Below are 21,221 nucleotides of genomic sequence, written 5' to 3' on the forward strand. Positions count from 1 at the left end.
CATAGAGCATTGGAACCACCTGATCCCATCCCGAACTCAGCAGTGAAACGATGCATCGCCGATGGTAGTGTGGGGTTTCCCCATGTGAGAGTAGGTCATCGTCAAGATTCAAACAAAAAGCCCCTGTCTGCGTTGCAGACAGGGGCTTTTTCTTTTCCGGGCTACAGCCCCCTGGCGTTGAGCGCTAGCGGGCGAGTTGTTTGTCCAGGTAGTTTCTGATCACCCGCGATCCATTGTTCAGATGCTGCTCCAGCACCCTTACCGCCTCGTCGACCAATTTGTCAGCAGCGGCATCGACCAGGGCGTTATGGTCGTCCTGAGTCAGCTTACCCAGTCCCATGGATGACAAATGGAAGCGCAAGAAGCGTTCTTCCTCGTTCAGCTCGTTCTCGATCAGGCGCAGCAGTTTCTGGTTGGATGCCTTGCCATAGAGCGCCATGTGGAACAGCCGATTGAGACGGCCGATTTCCGCATGGCTGGTTTCGTTCTCCAACTGCTGGATATAGCCACGCGCGCTGGCAATGTCGCTGGCATCGAGCAACGGAATCGACTGGCGCAAAGCTTCGCTCTCGAGGAGCACGCGCAATGCATAGGTGTCGACTGCATCCTCGCCAATCAACGGTGCGACCACCGCACCCTTGTGCATTTCCACCTTCAGCAGCGATTGCGCCTCCAGCTGGCGCAGCGCCTCGCGCACCGGCATGCGGCTGACGCCGTACAAGTCGGCGATTTCCTGTTGGCGCACAGCGGTGCCAGGTGGCAGGCGGCCATCTAGGATGGCGCTGCGCAGGCGCTCTTCGATGACGCCACGGGCCAGGTGTGCTGGCAGCTGTTCGCTGGCCAGCACGTTACTGAGTTTGATTTTCTCGGCCAAGCGGAGTGTGCCTCGACGACAAAAAAGTTGGATCCAATGACACTAGTGACAGGTATGGGGGCTTGTCAAACCTGCGCCGCGACGAAGCGAGCGGCCTAGGTTCACAATAATGGTGGATGAGTTTTCCCGGCAAAGGAAGCGACACACACTAAGCGCTAACAATAAAGTTATAGCCAGCCGACCATCGGCTACATGATTGCGCGGTGCCATTGTCTTTTATGTGCCCAAGCCGCACCATCGCTGCTCTGGACTGATCTGAACAGGGCTTCGCAGTGGCGACATCCTGGTTGCTCAAAACCACCGTGCGCCGCGCCTGCCTTGCGCTGTTGCTTGGCAGTCTGTTGCTGGGCGGCCTGCATGCGGATTGGAACTTCACCGAGATCAGCCGCAAGTCCCAGGCCCTATATGGTCCGCTAGGGGCAGGCAAAGCCCGCATCGATGCCTGGCAGAACCTGATGGCAACGCAGCGCCAAGGTACCGAATTGCAGCGCCTGCAGGTGGTCAACCTGTTCTTCAATCAGCAGCTGCGTTATGTCGAAGACATCGACCTGTGGCATGAAGTCGACTACTGGGCCACGCCAATCCAGGCCCTGATCAAGGGCGCCGGCGACTGTGAAGACTATGCCATCGCCAAGTACTTCAGCCTGCGCCGCATGGGTATCCCTGCCGAGAAGCTGCGCATCACCTATGTCAAAGCCCTGCGCCAGAACCGGGCGCACATGGTCCTGACCTATTATTCAACCCCACAGGCTCAGCCGTTGGTGCTCGACAGCCTGATGGACGCAATCAAACCGGCCAGCCAACGTACCGACCTGCTGCCGGTCTACGCCTTCAATGGCGAAGGCTTGTGGCTGACCGGCGCCGCAGGCAACAAGAAGGTCGGCGACACCAAGCGCCTGTCACGCTGGCAGGACTTGTTGAAGAAAATGCAGGCCGAAGGGTTCCCGGCCGAACCGGTCTACTGAAGGAGCGCAGATGTCACTGTTCAAACAACTGCTGTTGGCCATTTGTCTGTTCCTGATAGTCGCCTTCAGTGGCAGCTTCATGGTCAGCCTGGAAAGCTCGCGTAGCCAGTACGTCAACCAGCTGCGCTCGCATGCCCAGGACGCTGCCACTGCGTTGGCGTTATCACTGACACCTAATATCGATGACCCGGCCATGGTAGAGCTGCTGGTCAGCTCGATCTTCGACAGTGGCTACTATGCCAGCATCAAGGTCGTCGACATGGGCTCCAACGCCGTGCTGGTGGAGCGCCACGCTGAGCCGGACCCAGGTGGCGTGCCTGCCTGGTTCATCCACTTGATCGGCCTGGAAGCGGCTGGCGGCGATGCCATTGTCAGCCGTGGCTGGCAGCAGGCCGCACGGGTCGAGGTGGTCAGCCACCCGATGTTTGCCATTGGTAAAGTCTGGCAGAGCGCGTTGGGCAGCTTGGGCTGGCTGCTGCTGTGCGGTGCTGGCAGTGCGGCGCTGGGCGCCTTGCTGCTGCGTCGCCAACTGCGCCCGTTAGATGCGATGGTTGAGCAATCACAGGCCATTGCCCGGCGTGAGTTCCACAGCCTGCCGGAGCCGCGTACGCCAGAGCTGCGCCGGGTAGTGCAGGCAATGAACCAGATGGTTGAAAAGCTCAAGGCGCTGTTCAGCGAGCAGGCTGAGCGCAGTGAGCGGCTGCGTGCCGAGTCTTATCAGGACAGCCTGACCGGGTTGTCGAACCGGCGCTACTTCGAAATGCAGCTCAACGCCCGCGTCAGCAACATGGAGGAAGCCCGTGCCGGTTACCTGCTGTTGCTGCGTGTACAGGGCCTGGCAGGGCTCAACGCACGTCTCGGCGGCCAGCGTACGGACCAGCTGCTGCAAGCGGTAGGTGAGCAGCTAAGGCGCACCTGCGCCACCTTCCCGGAGACCAACGACCTGATATCCCGCAGCCGTGGTGGTGAATTCGCCGTCCTGGCGCCCGGGATGGTCCACGAAGACGCTGTGCAGCTTGCCCAGGCCCTTGAGGCGGCATTGCACAGCCTGCACGAAACGGGTGCCAGCGATATCTCGCCGGTCGCCTGCATTGGCCTGGCGCCGTTCAGCCCGGGCGATGCGCCGCAGGTGCTGCTGAAGCTGGCTGACGAGGCTTTGGCGCGTGCCGAGAATCAGCCGACGTCGGGTTGGGTATGTCTGGAGCAGGGTGCCGCTGCCGTTGCTGGCGACAGCCAGCACGAGTGGCATAAGCGTCTGGACGAGGCGTTTGTCAAAAGCCGCTTCGAGCTGTTCTTCCAGCCGGTGGTCCAGACCCAGGCCCCTCAGCGGGTGCTTCATTACAAAGTGATCTCGCGGCTGCTCGACGAGCAGGGCGAGGCCTTGCCCGCTGGCCGCTTCCTGCCCTGGCTGGAGCGTTTTGGCTGGATGGCGCGGCTGGACCTGCTGGTGCTGGAAAAAGCGCTCGCGCACCTGCGCAGTCACGGCCCGGTGCTGGCCCTGAACCTGTCTGCTGCAACTTTGGCCGACCCGAAGGCTCTGGAGAGGGTTTATGAGCTGCTGAGCCAGAACACGGCGCTGGGTGCGCGGTTGATCCTGGAGATCGGCGAGGAGCAACTGCCGAATCAGGCCGCGCTGGAACAGTTGACCTGGCGCCTGCGCGAGCTTGGTTTCGGCCTGGCTCTGCAGCGCTTTGGTGGGCGCTTCAGCATGATCGGCAACCTGGCGCATCTGGGCCTGGCCTACCTGAAGATCGATGGCAGCTACATTCGCAACATCGACCAGGAGCAACACAAGCGGCTGTTCATCGAGGCGATCCAGCGTGCGGCGCACAGTATCGACCTGCCCTTGATCGCCGAGCGGGTCGAGACCGAAGGCGAGCGGCAGGTACTGCAGGACCTGGGCATCGAAGGGGTTCAGGGCCTGCTGTCTGGGGAGCCCGCGCCCTGGCGCTGATCTCAGATCAACCCGCCTTCCTCCTCTTCTTCGATCAGGTTGTTCAGGCTGCCCAGCGCCTTGCGCGCCGTCGAGCGGCTGAGCAGCTTGGCCTGAGCCCCGGCAGGCAGGTCGGTGATGCTGATCACGCCCTTGGTGGTCAGCACTTCGATCAGGTCTTCGAGCACGCGGATCATGTCCAGGTCGCTCTGCTTGAGTTGCTTGAGGCTGTTCTCGACAACATCGTCGGCGAACCATTCCTGGATTTCCGCATGGTCGGCGGGCAGGATTTCCGTGTACTCGGCATAGGGCGCGGCTTCCACCCGCGCCAACTGCCCCTCGCCGTCGCGTTGCACATAGAACATGGCGTCCATCCTCATCATGTTGAAGCCTTCGGATCGGCTCTGGCGCAGCATAGGCAACTTTGCCCTGCTGCGCCTGCCAGTCGGCTGAGCATCGGCATGGCACGGCACGTCAGATCTCGATTGGCAAACGTGTGCGGCAACTCACAAATATCATCTTGACACTATTTTCACCTGGTGCTGTAGAATTGACGGACTAAACCTAAGCCTACTCTGCAGTAGTCGTATTTTTGACACTTTTGCTCGTCAAAAAGTCGCTAGCGCGTACGTGCGGCCTACGTCTTTGAATCAGCTCCGATTTCGAATTCAGAGTCATCGTTTTGACGAAAAGTATTCCGTTGTTGGCTATTCCCGGACTAGGTGCCGAGCATAGTCAGTTCCATGAGCAAGGCCTGTATTGGTTGGCCTGTGACACCACAGAAAACGCCGCTACGCTCTGCCGCCAAGTGATCGAAGCCATGCCTGAACAAGGCCGGGCGGCGTTGCTGGGCGGTGCGCGCGTGATACAAGAGGCCCTCGCAGGCCTGGACCCCGCATGCGGTCCTGGCGAACTGACGTTGTTCGAGGCTGACACGCGGGCCATTCTGCACCTGAAAAGCGACCTGCCGCGTATCGACTTGCCTGGCCGAGTGCTGCTGGTCATCGTGCCATCGGCTGCCTGGGAAGGTGGCACCGCCGAGCACTGGTGCCAGGCGCTGCGCCAGGCGGCGCTTGCGGCCGGTGCGCTGGTTCTGGTGATCAGTGAAGGGCAGAGTGCCTCGCTGGTCGAGCGCCTGCGCGCATTCAACCAATCGCTCGACGGGCTCGCCCAGCTGTATCGCGGCCAGGGTGGCACGCGTTACCTGCAGCACTTCTGGAGCAACAGGCTCGGCGTTGCCGGCACCCAAGACTTGGAACTCGCACGCCATGCCGGTGGTTTTGCCGTTGCCAGGCGGCCGCTGCCGTTGACCGATGCCGGCGGTGATGAGCTGCTCTGCCTGGCCCAGAGCCAGGTCCTCGAAGGTGCGCCTGCCTTGTCGGAGCACTGGCAGGTGTTCGACAGCATCAGCGAGGTTGGCGCCAAGGCCAGTCGTGCTGTGTCGGCAACCGTGATTTTCGCCATGGATGGGGGCCAGCGCCTGGATGTCCTTGCCCGCCAGTTGCACACGTTGCGACAGCTGCGTGGCAATGCCCTGAAGCTGGTGGTGCGGGAAATGGCGCCAACCCTGCGCTACCAGGACGAACAGCTGTTGCTCGCCTGTGGTGCAAGCCAGATTGTGCCGTTTGGCGCCAGCCTGTCGCGTTTCCTGACCATGGTCGACAGCATCCAGGGTTATGTCTGGCGCCGCCACCTGCCGGCCGACTTCGATGCCTTGCTCGCTCGCCTGCGGCCAATGCCGGTCTGCGGCCTGGTGGCACCTCGGGTGTTTGCCGAAGCGGTGCGGCAGATGTGGCACGGCCATCGTAACGGCGAAATCGTCCACCAGCTCTTGGTGTTGCGCCCGGCACCGGGCCTGAGCCCGCTGCAGGCCTGCTCGCGCACGGTGTTCCGCCGCGATGGCGACATCGCCTGCGTGGTCGGCGAGGTGTTGTTCCTGTTCCTCTTCGCCTGCCGTTCGGAGGGCGTCGAGCAGGCGCTTGACCACATCTTCCAGTTGTCCTGGAAGGAACTGTTCATCAACCAGGATCTGTTGGTCAGCCTCGACAGCCTGGACGCTCCGGCATTTCTCGACGAAACCGTACCGCAGCCGCCACTGGCCGAGTCGGTGGTGCTACCAGCGGCGCTGAAACGGCCCACCCTGGTGCCTCGGCGGATCGCCCTGGACCCTGGAGGGGCCGCATGAACTTCGTGCAACTGCTTCAGGTAATTGGCATCAGTGCGCTGGTTACCTTGATCCTGGTCCTGTTCGTGGTGAGCATGCGTGCCACCGTGAAGGGCTGGCTGAACCGCCTTTTGCGACCTCGTTACCTGAAGCCGGTGGGTGTACGCCGCCGTGTGGTGCGTCAGGACACTGAATAATGACTAGTTCGACATTGTCCGCCCAGGTGCCGGCCCGTTGGCACGGTCTGGGTGCCTGGAACCTCTATTTCCTGGCCAAGTTCCTGTTGGTCGCGGTTGGCATGCTGGACTTCCAGGCACTGCCCAATCTGCTGTTCGCGGCATTTCTGCTGATCCCGCTGCCGAGACGCTGGCTGCGTGTCGGGCGCCAGGTCGTGGCCGTACCCGTGGGCATCGCGCTGTTCTATCACGACACCTGGCTGCCACCGTTCCGGCGCTTGCTGGCGCAGCCGGGGGTGCTCGATTTCTCGTGGGATTACCTGTTGGAGCTGCTGGCCAGGTTCATCAACTGGAACCTGATCGGCGCCCTGGTGCTGCTGCTGGTGGGCTACCTTTACCTGCGTCATTGGCTGCGCCTGAGCACGCTGAGCTTGGCCGGCCTGGCATGGCTGGCGGTCGGCGGCCTGCCGGCGCTGAGCATCGGTGGTGGCCAGCCAGCCGTCGCCGGTGCTGGCAATCCGGCTACCACGGCCGCTGCTGCACCGGCTGCGGCCGTGGCCGACACGGCGACCCTGAATGCCTGGCTGGAGCGCTTCTTCGCCAGCGAGCGGCAACGGGTGACCACATTCCCTGCCGTGAAAGCGGACGAGCAGAACTTCGACTTGCTGGTAATCAACGTGTGCTCCCTGGCCTGGGACGACCTCTCGGCTGTCGGCATGCACGACAACGCCTTGTTCTCGCGCCTGGACGTGGTGTTCGATCAGTTCAACTCGGCGACCTCCTACAGCGGGCCGGCGGCGATTCGCATGCTTCGCGCCAGCTGCGGCCAGTCGTCCCATGCGGGCCTGTACCAGCAGGCGCCCGAACAGTGCCTGCTGTTCCAGAACCTGGCCAAGCTTGGGTTCCAGAGCCAGACGCTGCTCAACCACAGTGGGCGTTTCGACAACTTTATCGGCGACATCACCACCCAGCACATGCCGCAGCCAGGTTTCAGCGTCAGCGACTTCCCGCGGGCGCTGGTCAGCTTCGACGGCTCGCCGATCGCTGGCGACCTGGACGTACTGCACGGCTGGTGGGGCAAGCGCAAGAGCTCCGGCGCCGACCATGTATCGTTGTTCTACAACACCATCAGCCTGCATGACGGCAACCGCATGGTGACCGCCGACGGCGGCACGCGCCCGGCCGATTACGCCACGCGGGCCAACCGCCTGTTCGGTGACCTCGGCAAGTTCCTCGACGAGCTCGAAGGCAGCGGCCGTCGCGTGGTGGTCGCCATCGTTCCCGAGCACGGCGCGTCCTTGCACGGTGACCGCATGCAACTGTCGGGCATGCGTGAGATCCCGACACCGTCGATCACCCATGTGCCGGTCGGCCTCAAGTTCATTGGCATGGGCCAACCGGCGCGTGGCGAGCCTCTGCGGGTCACCGCACCCACCAGCTTCCTGGCGCTGTCCGAGCTGGTTTCCCGTGTGTATGCGGGCCTCGGGGCGGGGCAGACCCTCGACCTGCCAAGCCTGCTGACCGACCTGCCGACCACCGAGCGCGTGTCGGAAACCTCCGGTGCCCAGGTGCTGGACTACCAGGGCCAAACCTATATGCGCCTGCAAGGCCAGCCGGACTGGCAGCCTGTTCCGAAGGAGAGCCCATGAAGACTGGCAAAGCAGACCCATCCGACCGCAGTGATGATATCGCCCAGTTGCGCCAGTACCTGGCCATGCCTGCCTTGAGCTATCAGGACATTTCCATGATGGTCGGTGTGCAGCAGGCGTTGCAGCGCTGGCCGCTGCTGGGCGAAAGCTGCATGGCCCGCCTGGAAGAAGCTGCCTTGGCGCGGACCGAGCAGTCGAAGGCCGTGCAGTCATGATCAGCCTGGCCTTGCATGGACTGCGTGGTGGGTTGGGCCGTACTGCGCTGCTGGCGGCGCTGGGCTATGCCTTGCGTGAGCTGGGTGAGCGCGTGCTGCTGGTCGACATGAGCCCGGATAACCTGCTGGGCCTGCACTTCAACCTGCCGCTCGAACAGCGCGACGGCTGGGCCTGTGCCGAGCTGCAGGGGCGGCCCTACGACGAGCCCCTGTATGAGGTTCTCGACGGCCTGTGCGTGATGCCCTTTGGTGAAGTGGATCCGCACCGGCTCGGCGAGCTGAACGGCTACCAGCAGCCCGAAGTGTGGCGTACTCGCCAAGCCGCACTGGCCAAGCATTTCGACTGGCTGCTGTTCGACCTGCCTCACCCGTCAGCGACCAAGGCCACACGTGGTTTCGTCACTGACATGCGGGTCCTGGTGGCCGAGGCTGAGATGACCAGCCACATCCTGCTGGGGCGTCAGCAGGTCGAGCGTTTCGACATGCTGCTGGTCAACCGTTTCGACCCGGCCAGCAGCCTGCAGAGCGATGTGCTGATGGTGTGGCGTGACCTGTTCCGCAAGCGCCTGCCGATGCAACTGGTGCACCGTGATGAAGCGTTCGTCGAAGCCTTCGCCTGTAAGGCGCCGGTAGGCCATTACGCGCCGCAATGCCTGGCATCCCGGGATGTGCAAAGCCTGGCGGTACGTTGCCTGGCGAGGCGCGAAGCGTGAACGTGACCCCGCTCTCGGCCTACGCCCACTTCACCGCGCGCGGCGCACAACGTGGGGTCGCACTGCTGTTCACCCTGGGGGTGTGGCTGGCGTTCCTGTTGCTGCGGCTGGAGTCACCGGCCTGGCAGGCACTGCTGGCTGAGCGTCAGCGCTTGTTCCCGCAGTTCGTCGGCAAGCGGCCGACGCTGGGCGACCCGCTGCGGCTGTTGATCCAGTGCGGCTGGCTGCTGCTGCGGCGGGTGCCACAGCCGCGCAAACCCGGTCGGCCGCTGCGTATCTTGTCGTTCGCGAGCGGCTATCTGCGCGGCGCCTTGAAGGTGCTGCGCAACTGCCGTGCGCGGGTGGCCGAAGCCATGGGCCAGGTGCCGGCGCGTTTTCGCGACAGCGACTTGCAGCAAGGTGCCGCCCAGCGCCTGAAAAGGCTGGGCGTGTTCGGCCGGCGCCTGTTCTATACCGTGCTCACCTCGTTCGCCGTGCTGCTGGCCGTGCTCTGCGTGACCGAGCCGTTCGGTTACTTGGCGCAGCTGGTGTTCATCTTCCTGCTGTGGGGCATCGCCATGCTGGTGCGCTACATGCCGGGCCGCTTCCCGACCCTGATGCTGATCGTACTGTCGACGATCATTTCCTGCCGCTACTTGTGGTGGCGCTATACCTCGACCCTGAACTGGAACGACACCCTCGACCTGGTCTGCGGGGTGATTCTGCTCGCGGCAGAAACCTACTCCTGGTTCGTGTTGATCCTCGGTTACATCCAGACCTGCTGGCCGCTGGAGCGCAAACCGGCGAACCTGCCGGAAGATACGACGCGCTGGCCCAAGGTCGATCTGATGATCCCCACCTACAACGAGGACCTTTCGGTGGTGCGTACCACCGTGCTCGCTGCCCTGGGCCTGGACTGGCCGCGCGAGTGCCTGCGCATCTACATCCTCGACGATGGCAAGCGTGCGGAGTTCCGTGCCTTCGCCGACGAGGTCGGCGTGGGCTACATCGTGCGTCCGAACAACAACCACGCCAAGGCGGGTAACCTCAACCATGCGCTGGGGGTCACCGACGGCGAGCTGGTTGCCATCTTCGACTGCGACCACGTGCCGGTACGTTCCTTCCTGCAGATGACCGTCGGCTGGTTCCTCAAGGACCCGAAGCTGGCGCTGGTACAGACGCCTCACCACTTCTTCTCGCCCGACCCGTTCGAGCGCAACCTCGGCTCGTTCCGCCGCCGCCCCAACGAAGGCGAGCTGTTCTACGGGCTGATCCAGGACGGCAACGACATGTGGAACGCCGCCTTCTTCTGCGGCTCCTGTGCCGTGCTGCGGCGCACCGCGATTGAAGACATTGGCGGCTTTGCCGTGGAAACGGTCACCGAGGATGCCCATACCGCGTTGCGCCTGCACCGCAAGGGCTGGACCTCGGCCTACCTGGGCATTCCCCAGGCGGCGGGCCTGGCCACCGAGAGCCTGTCGGCGCACATTGGCCAGCGCATTCGCTGGGCGCGCGGCATGGTGCAGATCTTCCGTACCGACAACCCCCTGTTCGGCCGCGGCCTGAGCCTGTTCCAGCGGATCTGCTACGCCAACGCCATGCTGCACTTCCTCGCCGGCTTGCCGCGCTTGGTGTTCCTCACCGCGCCGCTGGCGTTCCTGCTGTTGCACGCCTACATCATCTATGCGCCTGCCGTGATGATCCTGCTGTACGTGCTGCCGCACATGATTCACGCCAGCCTCACCAACTCGCGCATGCAGGGCAAGTACCGGCAGACCTTCTGGGGCGAGGTCTACGAGACCGTACTGGCCTGGTACATCGCCCGCCCGACCACGGTCGCATTGTTTGCCCCGAAGAAGGGCAAGTTCAACGTCACCGCCAAGGGCGGCCTGATGGAGGAGGGCCAGTTCGACTGGCGCATCGCCCAGCCGTACCTGTTCCTCGCAGGCCTCAACGTGGCCGGCCTGGGCTTTGCCGTCTGGCGCCTGTTCACCGGCCCGGCTGCGGAAATCGGCACGGTGATTGTCAGTTCGTTGTGGGTGACCTACAACCTGCTGATCCTCGGCGCCGCCTGCGCAGTGGCCGCCGAAGTGCGCCAGGTGCGCCGTGCACACCGCGTGCAGATGCACCTGCCGGCCGCACTGCAGCTGGAGAGTGGCCACGGTTTCCCCTGCACCCTGGTCGACTATTCCGATGGTGGTATCGGCCTGCAACTGGGTGACGGTGTGAAGCCTGCCTCAGGGGCGCGCGTGCGCCTGCTGCTGAGCCGCGGGCAGCGAGAGTTTGCCTTCAATGCACGGGTCACCCGTATTGTCGGCCGGCATGTGGGCCTGACCTTCGAGGGCCTCAACCAGCAGCAGCGCATCGACCTGGTGCATTGCACCTTCGCCCGCGCCGATGCCTGGCTGGGTTATCAGGACAAACACGAAGTCGACCGCCCGCTGCGCAGCCTGATGGACGTGCTCAAGTTGGGCGGCGTTGGCTACCTGCGCATGATCGAACACACCCCCATCTGGCTGCGCGGGTGGCTGCTGCCCCTGTACGAACTGCTGCGCTGGCTGGCTAGCTACCTGCCGCATACACCCCGACCTCTTCCTTCCACGACCCTTGCTGACCGAGACGCATGATGACTCGTTATCCCGCACGCACCTGGGGCCTGGCGATGGCGCTGCTTGCCTCGCTGTTCCAGAACGCTGCTGTCGCCGCTGTAGCCCCCCTTGCCATGCCGGCCGAGCCATTGGTGCCCAACTGGCCCGTCACCCAGACCTTCGAGCAGCTTGGCCGATCGGCCGACAGCCTGATGCTGGGCGTTCGCAACAGCGAAAACATCGAGTTCGGCCTGCGCCGGGATCGCCTGGCCACCGACGCGGTGCTGCAACTGGACTACACCCCGTCGCCAGCCCTGCTGCCGAACCTGTCGCATCTGCGCGTGTACCTCAACGACGAGCTGATGGGGGTGGTGCCGATCGAGAAGGACCAGCTCGGCCAGCGCGTGCGTCGTCAGCTGCAGCTGGACCCGAAACTGATCAGCGATTTCAACCGGGTACGCCTGGAGTTCGTCGGGCACTACACCGATATCTGTGAAGACCCGGCGCACAGTGGCCTGTGGCTGAACGTCAACCGCAAGAGCCAGGTGCAACTGCGCGAGCAGGCGCTGGCGCTGGAAAATGACCTGGCCTACTTCCCGCTGCCGTTCTTCGATGCGCGCGATACCAACAAGGTCGAGTTGCCGGTGGTTTTTGCCGACACCCCGACCCTTGGCGAGCAGCGTGCCGCTGCCATCCTGGCGTCGTACTTCGGCAGCAAGGCCGGCTGGCGCAAGGCGACCTTCCCGGTGTCGTTCAACAGCCTGCCTGCCAGCGGCGAAAAACCGCAGCCAGCCATTGTCTTCGCCACCAACGATCGGCGCCCGGCGTTCCTCGCCGACCTGGAAAAATTCCCCGCGGTCGATGGCCCGGTGGTGCAACTGATCGATCACCCGAGCAACCGCTGGAGCAAGCTGCTGCTGGTTCTGGGCCGCAATGACGAAGACCTGGTCAAGGCCGCCTCGGCGCTGGCCGTTGGCAGCGACCTGTTCCGCGGTTCGCGGGTCAAGGTCGAGCAGATGACTGCGCTGCAGCCACGCAAGCCCTACGACGCGCCGAACTGGACGCGTACCGACCGCCCGGTGCGGTTCTCCGAGCTGCTTGACTACCCCGAGCAGTTGCAGGTCAGCGGCTTGCAGCCACGCCCTATCACCCTCGACGTGAACCTGCCGCCCGACCTGTTCGTCTGGCGCAACCAAGGCATTCCGCTGCAGACCCTGTATCGCTACACCCCGCCAGCGGTTACCGATGAGTCGCGCCTGAGCATCAGCGTCAACGACCAGTACATCACCAGCATGCCGCTGGTGGGCAATGACCGCCGCAGCAGCACCCTGGAAGAGATGCGCCTGAACGTGCTGTCCACCGACAGCACCGCGCTGACAGAGCAATCGTTGGTTCCGGCCCTGAAGATCGGCGCGCGCAACCGCCTGCGTTTCGACTTCAGCTTCGCCAGCACCCTGGGCAGCGCCCAGCGCGACCACTGCCAGACTTCGCTGCCGGTAGACGTGCGTGCGGCGATCGACGAAAACTCGACCATCGACCTTTCCGGCTACTACCACTACATGGCCATGCCTGACCTGCGCGCCTTCGTTCGCAGTGGCTTCCCTTACAGCCGCATGGCCGACCTGTCCGAGACCCTGGTCGTGGTGCCAGCCAAGCCGACGGCGATGCAGGTCGGCACGTTGCTTGACGTCATCAGCAGCATCGGCGGGCAGGTGGGCTACCCGGCCCTGAATGTGCGGCTGAGCGACAACTGGAAGCAGGCCGCGGACGCCGATGCCGACCTGCTGCTGATTGGCAGCCTGCCCGAAGACCTGCGCGAGCAGCCGAACCTGGGCTTGTTGCTGAACGCTCAGCGCGACTGGATGGTGCAGGGGCGTGCGGTGGAGCAACCCGGCATCCGCCGCTTTGACACGGCCCCCGTGATGTCCAACAACCGCATCGAAGTCAGTGCGCAGGCGCCGATTGCCGCGATCACCGGGCTGAAGTCGCCGTTCCATGAGCAGCGCAGCGTCGTTGCCTTGCTAGGCAGCTCCGATGAGGCGTATGCCTTGCTGCGTGAAGTGTTGGCCGACTCCGGCAAGCTCGACGCCGTGGCAGGCTCCGTTGCCCTGGTGCGCAGCAGTGGTGTCAGCAGCCAGTTCGTGGGCGAGCACTACTACGTTGGCCAGCTGCCATGGTGGTTGTTGATGTGGTTCCACCTCTCCGATTACCCGGCACTGATCGCGGTAATTGCCGTCATCAGCGTGCTGCTGTTCGCCTTCCTGTTGTGGCGTGCGCTGCGTTGGGCCGGGCGTCGCCGCTTGAGTGGGGCTGATTGACCATGCGCCAGCTGTTGGCCTTGCTGCTGGTATTGTGCATGCCCGCTGTCGCCAGCGCGGCGGCGGCTTGCCCGTGGCCGGCCTGGGAGCGCTTCAAGACCGACCTGATGAGTGCGGATGGCCGGGTGCTCGACCGCAGTGATGAGCGCCTGGTCACCACCTCCGAAGGGCAGAGCTATGCGCTGTTCTTCGCCCTGGTCGGCAATGACCGCCAGGCGTTCGACAACCTGCTGCGCTGGACCGGCAACAACCTGGCCGAAGGCGACCTTTCCCGGCATTTGCCGGCCTGGCTCTGGGGCCGCGGCAAGCAGAAGCAATGGCAGGTGCTGGACAGCAACAATGCCAGCGATGCCGACCTGTGGATTGCTTACAGCCTGCTCGAAGCGGGGCGGCTGTGGAACGAGCCGACGTATGCCCGGCTGGGCACACAGATGCTCTGGCGCATCGCCGCACAGACCGTGCGCAAGTTGCCGGGCCTGGGTGTGATGCTGCTACCGGCGGATTACGGCTTTGACGACAACCGTGGCTGGCGCCTGAACCCCAGCTACCTGCCGCCGCAATTGTTCGACCGCTTTGCCCTGGTAGACCCACTGTGGGGCGAGATGGCCAGCAACGTACGTCGCCTCTGGTTGCAGTCATCGCCCAATGGCTTTGCCCCGGACTGGTTGCTGTGGACGCCAGCGGCAGGCATCGAGCCCGACCCTGAGCACGGCAGCGCCGGGAGCTACGACGCCATCCGCGTGTACCTGTGGCTGGGCATGCTGGCCAACGGTGCAGCGCAGCGCGACGAGCTGCTGCGTCACTTCGCTCCGATGGTCGCCGCCACGGCCCAGGGCGGCCTGCCGCCGGAGAGTGTCGATGCCCGCACTGGTACACAGAGCGGCCATGGCCCGGTGGGCTTCTCCTCTGCGCTGTTGCCGTTACTGGCCAGCGCCGCAGATGGCCACGCTGCGCTTGAAGCCCAGCGCAAAAGGTTGCGCGAGCAACCTGCCGAGCCACAGGCGTATTACAACCAGGTCCTTGTCCTGTTTGGGCAAGGCTGGGACCAAGCCCGCTATCGCTTTGACAACCAAGGTCGTCTGCTGCCCGCCTGGAGTGCTCCATGTTCCGAATGATCGGCGTGCTGACGCTGACCGCTTTGTCCTGTGCCGTGGCCGCGCAGCCGAAAGACCGCGATGAGCAACGCCAATGGCTGCTGGAGCAGGTACGAATTGGCGAGGCGCTGCACCGCGATGACCTGATTCACGACGCCCTGGCCAGGCTGCGTTTGTTGGAGCCGCGCAACCCTGATGCCTTGCTGGCCTCGCTGAGCCTGGCGCTGCGTGAGCAGAAACCTGAAGAAGCCGAGCAACTGCGTGCAAGCATCGCTGCAGTGGCACCGGGCAGCCTCCAGGATCGGCAAGCCCGACGTCTGATGGCGCTGCAGCAGCCCGAGCAGGCGCAGCGTTTGCAGCAAGCGCGGCTCATGGCAGTGACGGGGCGCTATGACGAGGCTCTGGTCGCCTATGACCAGTTGTTCGGCGGCGAACCGCCCAGCCTGGACCTGGCCTTGGACTACTGGCGCGTGCGTGGCAACCTGGCCGGTCAGCGGCCGGAAGCGATCCGCCAGTTGCAGCAGCTTGATCGCCAGTACCCTGGCAATGTCGGCTTGCGCCAGACCTTGGCCGCCTGGCTGTTCAGCGAGGACCGTGACAGTGAAGCCCTGGCCATCCTCGACCAGCTGTCGCGTGACCCGACGGCACGCGATGCCGCCGCCCAGCGCGAGTTCGACTACCTGTCCGAGCAACCGGTGAGTGCCAACAGCGTCGCTGCCTGGCAGGCATTCGCCCAGCGTTATCCGGCGTCGCCGCTGTTGCCGCTGGCCAATGACAACCTCAAGCAGCAACGCACCCTGGTGGGTGACCCGGCCTGGCAGGCTGGGCAGCGTGGCAAGGCCTTGCTCGACCAGGACCGCAACGTCCAGGCCGAAGCACAGCTGCGTCTGGCCCTGCGCCGTTATGCCGATGATGCCAGCCTGCACGGCGCGCTCGGCGTTGCGCTGATGCGTCAGCGCCGTTATGGGGAAGCCAACGCGGCATTCCACCAAGCGGTTACCATCGAGCAGAACACCCGCCTGATGAGTAAATGGAAAGACCTCGAAGCCTCCAGCCAGTACTGGGGGATGCTGCAGCGGGCTGACAGCGCGCTGGAGAAGCAGGATTTACGCACCGCCCGTTCGCTCTACCAGCAGGCGCGCCAGCAGCGCCCTGACGATGAGTTCGCCATGCTTGGGCTGGCCGATGTGGCGTTCGCCGAAGGCGACCTGGCCAGTGCCGAACGGCAATACCTGCAGGTGCAGCGCAAGGTCCCAGGCAATGAGAGCGCGGTGCGCGGCCTGATGCGCATCTATCAGGCGCAGTCGACAGACAAGGCCGAAGCGTATCTGAGCAGCCTGCCTGCGGCCCAGCAGGCCCAATTCGCCAGCCTGCGCCGCAGCCTGGAGCTTGGCCGCCTGCGCGAGCAGGCAGATGCCGCCGTGCAGCGGCAGGACTGGGCGAGCGCCAGCCGGCTACTGGGGCAGGCTGCCGAGTTGGCGCCTGATGAACCCTGGCTGGCCTACCAATTGGCCAACAGCCTGCGCCAACAAGGCCGCAACGCTGAGGCCGACGCCGCATTCAACCGCGTGTTGCAGCGCCAGCCTGCCGATCCCGCCACACGTTACGCCCATGGCCTGTACCTGGAATCCAGTGATCGCGATGCACAGGTCCAGGACACCCTGCGCGCCGTGCCGCAAGGTGCCTGGACCGACGACATGCGCACCCTCGACAAGCGCGTGCGCCGGCGCATGACCCTGGCCCAGGCCCAGCGCCTGCAGGACCAGGGCCGCACCGACGAGGCCAGCGCCGTGCTGGAAGCCGGCCTGGCCCATGGCGAGGGCGACCCGGACGACCTGCTGTTGATGGCGGACTGGGCAGCGCAGCGGGGTGATCATCGCAAGGCGCTGGGTTATTACCAGCGCGTGCTGCAGGTTCAGCCGCAGCGTGCGGAGGCGCGCCTGGGCGTGATGGAGAGCTGGATTGCCGAAGGCGATCTGGTTCGCGTGCGTCAGCTATTGGCTGCGCAGCCGCTGCAGTTGACCGACGAGCAGAGCGATGCCCAGCGCCGCTATGCTGACGTGCTGATCGCCCTGGGCGAGAAGGAAAAAGCAGCCCAGCTGCTGGAGCATGTTGCCGCCAGGCAGACGCTGCCTGACCCGTTGCTGCGCCGCGACGCCGCCCGCCTGGTGGCCGCCAACGACCCACAGCGGGCGCTGGATCTGTATGCCGCGGCAATGGCCGATGCGCAGATGATCGGCCGCTCGCAGGCCTCGCCGCGTGACGACCGGGCCATGACTTTCGCCAGCCGGGCGAAGGACACCGATGACTGGCTGGCGCGCAGCCTGCGCAGCGACGTCGATGAGCTGTACCAGCAGCGCAATACCAACGTCACCCTCATGCATGACTACGGCTGGCGCAAGAGCGACGGCACACCCGGTATCTCCCGCCTGAGCACCCAATCGACCTTGCTGCATGTCGATACCCCTTGGGAAGACGGCAGGGCGTTTGCGCGGGTCGAGCGCATTGGTATGGATGCCGGCTCGTTCGACCTCGACGAAAACGGCAACAACACCGCTGACTTCGGTACCTGCCAGTTTGTCGGCGTCACCCGCAGCGGCGCACCTCTGCCGACCTGCCAGCCGGGCTCGCAGACGGCCAATGGCGGTGTGCTGGCGATGGGGTGGCAGAACAGCCGCTGGGGCTTCGACCTGGGCACGACCCAGGGTTATGAGGTCAATAACTGGCTGGGGGGCGCAATCGTCAATGGCGACCTGGGGCAGGTGGGTTGGTCGCTGGCGGCCTCGCGCCGGCCGATGAGCAACTCGCTGCTGTCGTTCGCCGGCGCGCGCGACCCGGCTACCAACGTGCGCTGGGGTGGCGTCACGGCCAACGGTGCGACGCTGGGCCTGAGCTGGGACCAGGGTGGGGATCACGGTGTCTGGGCAAGCCTTGGCCACCATTGGCTGGTCGGCGAGAACGTTGCCGATAACCAGCGCACCCGCGCCATGGCGGGGTATTACTACCGCGCCGTGGAGAAGGCTGACGAGCGCATGCGCGTGGGCCTCACCGTGATGGACTGGCGCTATGACAAGGACTTGGGCGGCTACAGCCTCGGTCAGGGTGGCTACTACAGCCCGCAACGCTACGAGTCGATCGGTGTGCCGGTCAGCTATGCCTGGCGCAACTATGACTGGTCGTTCCTGCTGGAAGGCTCGGCCAGCTGGTCACATGCCAGCAGCGACAGCAGCCGGCTCTACCCGGACGATAGCCTCAACCGCAAGTTGCTGGCGCGCTACGACATCATCGAGTCGAACATCGATGCGACCACCGATGCCAGCAGCAGCACCGGCGTGGGCTATCGCCTGCATGGTGCCTTCGAGCGGCGCCTGAACGACCGCTGGGCGCTGGGCGGAGGTTTCGACTGGCAGCACAGCAAAGATTATGCGCCCAGCCATGCCATGCTCTACGTGCGCTACCTGTTCGACCCGTGGCGCGGCAACCTGGCCTTGCCGGTCACCTCGCTGGAGCCTTACAGCGAATGGCGTTGAGGGGCGCCTGGCGCCCCTTTTCAGTGCGTGAACCGTTTCATATGGTTATGCGCTAACGGTATTTAAACTATTTTTCTTATACCTTTATAGTCATTCCCACTGCGTACCCGTCGACCAATCGATGCGCCGCACGACTTGAACCCACACGGGTAGTCCCCGTGCGTTTCTGATCGTTGCGCGCCATAGAAGTCGCGCACTGCGTGGGAGTGACACATGCCAGCCGCCTCGAACGCCTTGTCGTCCATCGACAGCGCCCAGCCGCAAACCTTCGAAATCCGCCCGTTCTCCGGTGCCGTCGGTGCCGAGATCATTGGCCTGGACCTGGCCAAGCCGGTCACCGCCGAGGATTTCACCCGAATTCATCGCGCCCACCTCGACCACCATGTGCTGGTGTTCCGTGACCAGCGCATCAGCCCGCAACAACAGATCGCCTTCAGCCGCCGCTTTGGCGAGTTGCAGATCCATGTGCTCAAGCAGTTCCTGCTCACTGGCCACCCAGAAATCCTGATCGTCTCCAACATCATCGAGAACGGCCAGAATATCGGCCTCGGCGATGCCGGCAAGTTCTGGCACTCGGACCTGTCGTACAAGGAGCTGCCAAGCCTTGGCTCCATGCTGCACGCCCAGGAGCTGCCCAGCGAAGGTGGCGACACCCTGTTCGCCGACATGCACAAAGCCTGGGACGCCGTACCCGAGGCGCTGCGCAAAGTGGTCGAGGGCCGCAGTGCCGCGCACTCCTACACCGCCCGTTACGCCGAAACCAAATTTGAAGGCAACTGGCGCCCGACCTTGACCGCCGAGCAGCTCGCGCAGGTGAAGGAAGTCATCCATCCGGTAGTGCGCACCCACCCGGAAAACGGCCGCAAGGCGCTGTTCGTCAGCGAAGGTTTCACCACCCGCATCGTCGGCCTGCCGGACGACGAAAGCCACGACGTGCTGCAGCAGCTGTACGCGCTGAGCGTGCTTGAGCAGAACATCTACCGCCACCAGTGGCAGCCCCACGACCTGGTGTTCTGGGACAACCGTTCGCTGATCCACCTGGCCACCGGTTGCCCCGCGCACCTGCGCCGCAAACTGTTCCGCACCACCATCCAGGGCGATGCCCCGTTCTGACGACTGAGGAATTCATCATGCGCAAATCCATCAGCCGCCTGGCGGCAAGCATCGGCCTGGGCGCCAGCCTGGTCGTTGGCAGCCTGGCGGCCCCCGCCGTGGCGCAAGCCGAAGGCAAGATCCGCATCGCCGAGCAGTTCGGCATCGTCTACCTGCTGCTCAACGTGGTGCGTGACCAGCACCTGATCGAGAAGCACGGCAAGCAGCAGGGCATCGACATCGAGGTTGACTGGGCGCAGCTGTCTGGCGGCTCGGCGATCAACGACGCACTGCTGTCCGGCTCGGTGGACATCGCCGGTGCCGGGGTCGGCCCGCTGCTGACCGTGTGGGACCGCACCAAGGACCGGCAGAACGTCAAGGCCGTGGCCTCACTGGGCAACTTCCCGTACTACCTGGTCAGCAGCAACCCGAACGTGAAAACCATCGCCGACATTTCCGACAAGGACCGCATTGCGGTGCCTGCTGTGGGTGTTTCGGTGCAATCGCGCTTCCTGCAGTACGCCGCCGCCCAGCAGTGGGGCGACAAGGAATACAACCGCCTCGACAAGTACACCCTGGCCGTGCCGCACCCGGATGCCACCGCCGCGCTGCTGGCCGGTGGCACCGAACTGAACGGGCACTTCTCCAACCCACCGTTCCAGGATCAGGTGCTGGCCAACAAGAACGTGCACGTAGTGCTCAACAGCTACGACCTGCTCGGCCCCAACTCGCCGACCCTGCTGTTCGCTACCGAGAAATTCCGCAACGACAACCCCAAGACCTACAAGGCCTTCTTCGACGCCCTGGCCGAGGCGGCGGACTTCGCCCAGAACGACAAGGCCGCTGCAGCGGATACCTACATCCGCGTAACCAAGGCCAAGATCGACCGCGACGCGCTGATCAAGCTGATCGACAACCCGCAGTACGAGTTCACCGTCACCCCGAAAAACACCTACAAGCTGGCCGAGTTCCTGTATCGGGTAGGCGCCATCAAGCACAAGCCAGCGTCGTGGAAGGACTACTTCTTCCAGGATGAACGCCCGCTGCAAGGGAGCTGACCGACCATGACCGCCCCATTGCCAGGCCACACGGCCAGCAACCTGAGCCGTGTCGCTACACCGCCGTTGCTCAAGGTGGACAACCTGAGCCTCGAATACCGCACCGCCCAGCGCGTGGTGCGGGCCACCCATCAGGTCAGCTTCGAAGTCGACCGCGCCGACCGTTTCGTCCTGCTTGGCCCGTCGGGCTGCGGCAAGTCCACCCTGCTCAAGGCCGTGGCCGGTTTCATCAACCCCCGGGAAGGGCAGATCCTGCTGCAGGGCCAACCGGTCAATGGCCCCGGCCCTGACCGTATCGTGGTGTTCCAGGAGTTCGACCAGCTACCGCCATGGAAGACGGTGAAAGAGAACGTCATGTTCCCGCTGCTGGTGTCTGGCCAGCTCAAGCGCGCCGAGGCCGAGGAGCGGGCCTTGCATTACCTGGACAAGGTTGGCCTGGCCGCCTTTGCCGATGTCTACCCGCACATGCTGTCGGGCGGGATGAAGGCACGCGTGGCGATCGCCCGGGCGTTGGCCACCCAGCCGAAAATCCTGCTGATGGACGAGCCGTTCGCCGCACTCGATGCGCTGACCCGGCGCAAGATGCAGGAAGAACTGCTGCTGCTGTGGGAGGAAGTGCGTTTCACCTTGCTGTTCGTCACCCACTCCATCGAGGAGGCGTTGGTGGTCGGCAACCGCATCCTGCTGCTGTCGCCCCACCCGGGCCGGGTACGGGCCGAGGTGCACAGCCACCAGTACGACCTTGGCAGCCTCGGCGCCGCGGACTTCCAGGCCAGTGCGCGGCGCATCCATCGCTTGCTGTTCGACGAGGCCGAAGCCGCTGAACCGGCCGATGACCTGGGCTTCAACGACATTCGCATCGCCTACTGACAG

The 21,221-nt window shown here is 64.2% G+C and carries 16 protein-coding genes and 1 rRNA gene; 15 read left to right on the forward strand and 2 right to left on the reverse strand.

Annotated features, from left to right (window positions below; translation table 11 throughout):
• Positions 1 to 107 (forward strand): 5S ribosomal RNA (rrf, locus tag ABE528_RS26170); the annotation flags it as partial.
• Between the two features lie 77 nt (positions 108 to 184).
• Here the strand turns inward: rrf and ABE528_RS26175 are convergent.
• A complete protein-coding gene (locus ABE528_RS26175) occupies positions 185 to 874 on the reverse strand; it encodes a GntR family transcriptional regulator (RefSeq protein ID WP_152955339.1) in 690 nt (229 codons plus the stop codon).
• A 272-nt stretch (positions 875 to 1,146) separates the two neighbouring features.
• On the opposite strand from ABE528_RS26175, the gene lapG reads away from it, so the two are divergent.
• Positions 1,147 to 1,839 carry a cysteine protease LapG gene (lapG, locus tag ABE528_RS26180; RefSeq protein ID WP_346654504.1) on the forward strand — a complete coding sequence of 231 codons (693 nt, stop codon included), beginning with the start codon at positions 1,147 to 1,149 and terminating at the stop codon, positions 1,837 to 1,839.
• A 10-nt stretch (positions 1,840 to 1,849) separates the two neighbouring features.
• Positions 1,850 to 3,793 carry a cyclic di-GMP receptor LapD gene (lapD, locus tag ABE528_RS26185; protein ID WP_346654505.1) on the forward strand — a complete coding sequence of 648 codons (1,944 nt, stop codon included), beginning with the start codon at positions 1,850 to 1,852 and terminating at the stop codon, positions 3,791 to 3,793.
• Positions 3,794 to 3,795: 2 nt separating this feature from the next.
• On the opposite strand, the gene ABE528_RS26190 is transcribed toward lapD, so the two are convergent.
• On the reverse strand, positions 3,796 to 4,137 hold the full coding sequence (locus ABE528_RS26190) for a tryptophan synthase subunit beta (protein ID WP_152955343.1): 342 nt from the start codon (positions 4,135 to 4,137) through the stop codon (positions 3,796 to 3,798).
• 329 nt (positions 4,138 to 4,466) lie between these two features.
• Between ABE528_RS26190 and bcsE the strand changes: the two genes are divergently transcribed.
• The 12 genes from bcsE to ABE528_RS26250 all read left to right on the forward strand — a co-directional run bounded on the left by bcsE (position 4,467) and on the right by ABE528_RS26250 (position 21,218).
• Positions 4,467 to 5,957, forward strand: coding sequence for a cellulose biosynthesis protein BcsE (gene bcsE / locus ABE528_RS26195; RefSeq protein WP_346654515.1), 1,491 nt, complete (start codon positions 4,467 to 4,469; stop codon positions 5,955 to 5,957).
• A complete protein-coding gene (gene bcsF / locus ABE528_RS26200; RefSeq protein WP_152955355.1) occupies positions 5,954 to 6,133 on the forward strand; it encodes a cellulose biosynthesis protein BcsF in 180 nt (59 codons plus the stop codon). Before bcsE ends, bcsF begins: the two co-directional genes overlap by 4 nt.
• The gene (bcsG, locus tag ABE528_RS26205; RefSeq protein ID WP_346654506.1) at positions 6,133 to 7,761 is read left to right on the forward strand and encodes a cellulose biosynthesis protein BcsG; all 1,629 of its coding nucleotides are present in this window, start codon (positions 6,133 to 6,135) and stop codon (positions 7,759 to 7,761) included. The genes bcsF and bcsG overlap by 1 nt, the downstream gene beginning before the upstream one ends.
• Entirely contained in the window at positions 7,758 to 7,976 is a 219-nt protein-coding gene (gene bcsR, locus ABE528_RS26210; protein ID WP_103446213.1) for a cellulose biosynthesis protein BcsR, read from the forward strand. Before bcsG ends, bcsR begins: the two co-directional genes overlap by 4 nt.
• Positions 7,973 to 8,689: a cellulose biosynthesis protein BcsQ gene (gene bcsQ, locus ABE528_RS26215; RefSeq protein WP_152955359.1), complete on the forward strand. Its 717-nt coding sequence runs from the start codon at positions 7,973 to 7,975 to the stop codon at positions 8,687 to 8,689. Before bcsR ends, bcsQ begins: the two co-directional genes overlap by 4 nt.
• On the forward strand, positions 8,686 to 11,295 hold the full coding sequence (gene bcsA, locus ABE528_RS26220; protein ID WP_346654507.1) for a UDP-forming cellulose synthase catalytic subunit: 2,610 nt from the start codon (positions 8,686 to 8,688) through the stop codon (positions 11,293 to 11,295). The genes bcsQ and bcsA overlap by 4 nt, the downstream gene beginning before the upstream one ends.
• Positions 11,292 to 13,574 carry a cellulose biosynthesis cyclic di-GMP-binding regulatory protein BcsB gene (gene bcsB, locus ABE528_RS26225; RefSeq protein ID WP_152955363.1) on the forward strand — a complete coding sequence of 761 codons (2,283 nt, stop codon included), beginning with the start codon at positions 11,292 to 11,294 and terminating at the stop codon, positions 13,572 to 13,574. Before bcsA ends, bcsB begins: the two co-directional genes overlap by 4 nt.
• A gap of 2 nt (positions 13,575 to 13,576) precedes the next feature.
• Positions 13,577 to 14,689: a cellulose synthase complex periplasmic endoglucanase BcsZ gene (bcsZ, locus tag ABE528_RS26230; RefSeq protein WP_346654508.1), complete on the forward strand. Its 1,113-nt coding sequence runs from the start codon at positions 13,577 to 13,579 to the stop codon at positions 14,687 to 14,689.
• On the forward strand, positions 14,677 to 18,198 hold the full coding sequence (bcsC, locus tag ABE528_RS26235; RefSeq protein ID WP_346654509.1) for a cellulose synthase complex outer membrane protein BcsC: 3,522 nt from the start codon (positions 14,677 to 14,679) through the stop codon (positions 18,196 to 18,198). The genes bcsZ and bcsC overlap by 13 nt, the downstream gene beginning before the upstream one ends.
• Positions 18,199 to 18,411: 213 nt before the next feature.
• Positions 18,412 to 19,311 carry a TauD/TfdA family dioxygenase gene (locus tag ABE528_RS26240; RefSeq protein WP_152955370.1) on the forward strand — a complete coding sequence of 300 codons (900 nt, stop codon included), beginning with the start codon at positions 18,412 to 18,414 and terminating at the stop codon, positions 19,309 to 19,311.
• A gap of 17 nt (positions 19,312 to 19,328) precedes the next feature.
• Positions 19,329 to 20,348, forward strand: coding sequence for an ABC transporter substrate-binding protein (locus tag ABE528_RS26245; protein ID WP_346654510.1), 1,020 nt, complete (start codon positions 19,329 to 19,331; stop codon positions 20,346 to 20,348).
• Positions 20,349 to 20,354: 6 nt separating this feature from the next.
• Complete coding sequence (locus ABE528_RS26250; protein WP_346654511.1) at positions 20,355 to 21,218, forward strand: ABC transporter ATP-binding protein; 864 nt, start codon at positions 20,355 to 20,357, stop codon at positions 21,216 to 21,218.
• Positions 21,219 to 21,221: the final 3 nt, after the last annotated feature.

The organism is Pseudomonas sp. TWI628 (assembly GCF_039673865.1).
Classification (GTDB): Bacteria; Pseudomonadota; Gammaproteobacteria; order Pseudomonadales; family Pseudomonadaceae; genus Aquipseudomonas.

Coding starts and splice junctions, on each gene's coding strand:
- lapD (WP_346654505.1), top strand. CDS start 1,850: ATGTCACTGTTCAAACAACTGCTGTTGGCCATTTGTCTGTTCCTGATA.
- ABE528_RS26190 (WP_152955343.1), bottom strand. CDS start 4,137: ATGTTCTATGTGCAACGCGACGGCGAGGGGCAGTTGGCGCGGGTGGAA.
- bcsF (WP_152955355.1), top strand. CDS start 5,954: ATGAACTTCGTGCAACTGCTTCAGGTAATTGGCATCAGTGCGCTGGTT.
- bcsG (WP_346654506.1), top strand. CDS start 6,133: ATGACTAGTTCGACATTGTCCGCCCAGGTGCCGGCCCGTTGGCACGGT.
- bcsR (WP_103446213.1), top strand. CDS start 7,758: ATGAAGACTGGCAAAGCAGACCCATCCGACCGCAGTGATGATATCGCC.
- bcsQ (WP_152955359.1), top strand. CDS start 7,973: ATGATCAGCCTGGCCTTGCATGGACTGCGTGGTGGGTTGGGCCGTACT.
- bcsB (WP_152955363.1), top strand. CDS start 11,292: ATGATGACTCGTTATCCCGCACGCACCTGGGGCCTGGCGATGGCGCTG.
- bcsZ (WP_346654508.1), top strand. CDS start 13,577: ATGCGCCAGCTGTTGGCCTTGCTGCTGGTATTGTGCATGCCCGCTGTC.
- bcsC (WP_346654509.1), top strand. CDS start 14,677: ATGTTCCGAATGATCGGCGTGCTGACGCTGACCGCTTTGTCCTGTGCC.
- ABE528_RS26240 (WP_152955370.1), top strand. CDS start 18,412: ATGCCAGCCGCCTCGAACGCCTTGTCGTCCATCGACAGCGCCCAGCCG.
- ABE528_RS26245 (WP_346654510.1), top strand. CDS start 19,329: ATGCGCAAATCCATCAGCCGCCTGGCGGCAAGCATCGGCCTGGGCGCC.
- ABE528_RS26250 (WP_346654511.1), top strand. CDS start 20,355: ATGACCGCCCCATTGCCAGGCCACACGGCCAGCAACCTGAGCCGTGTC.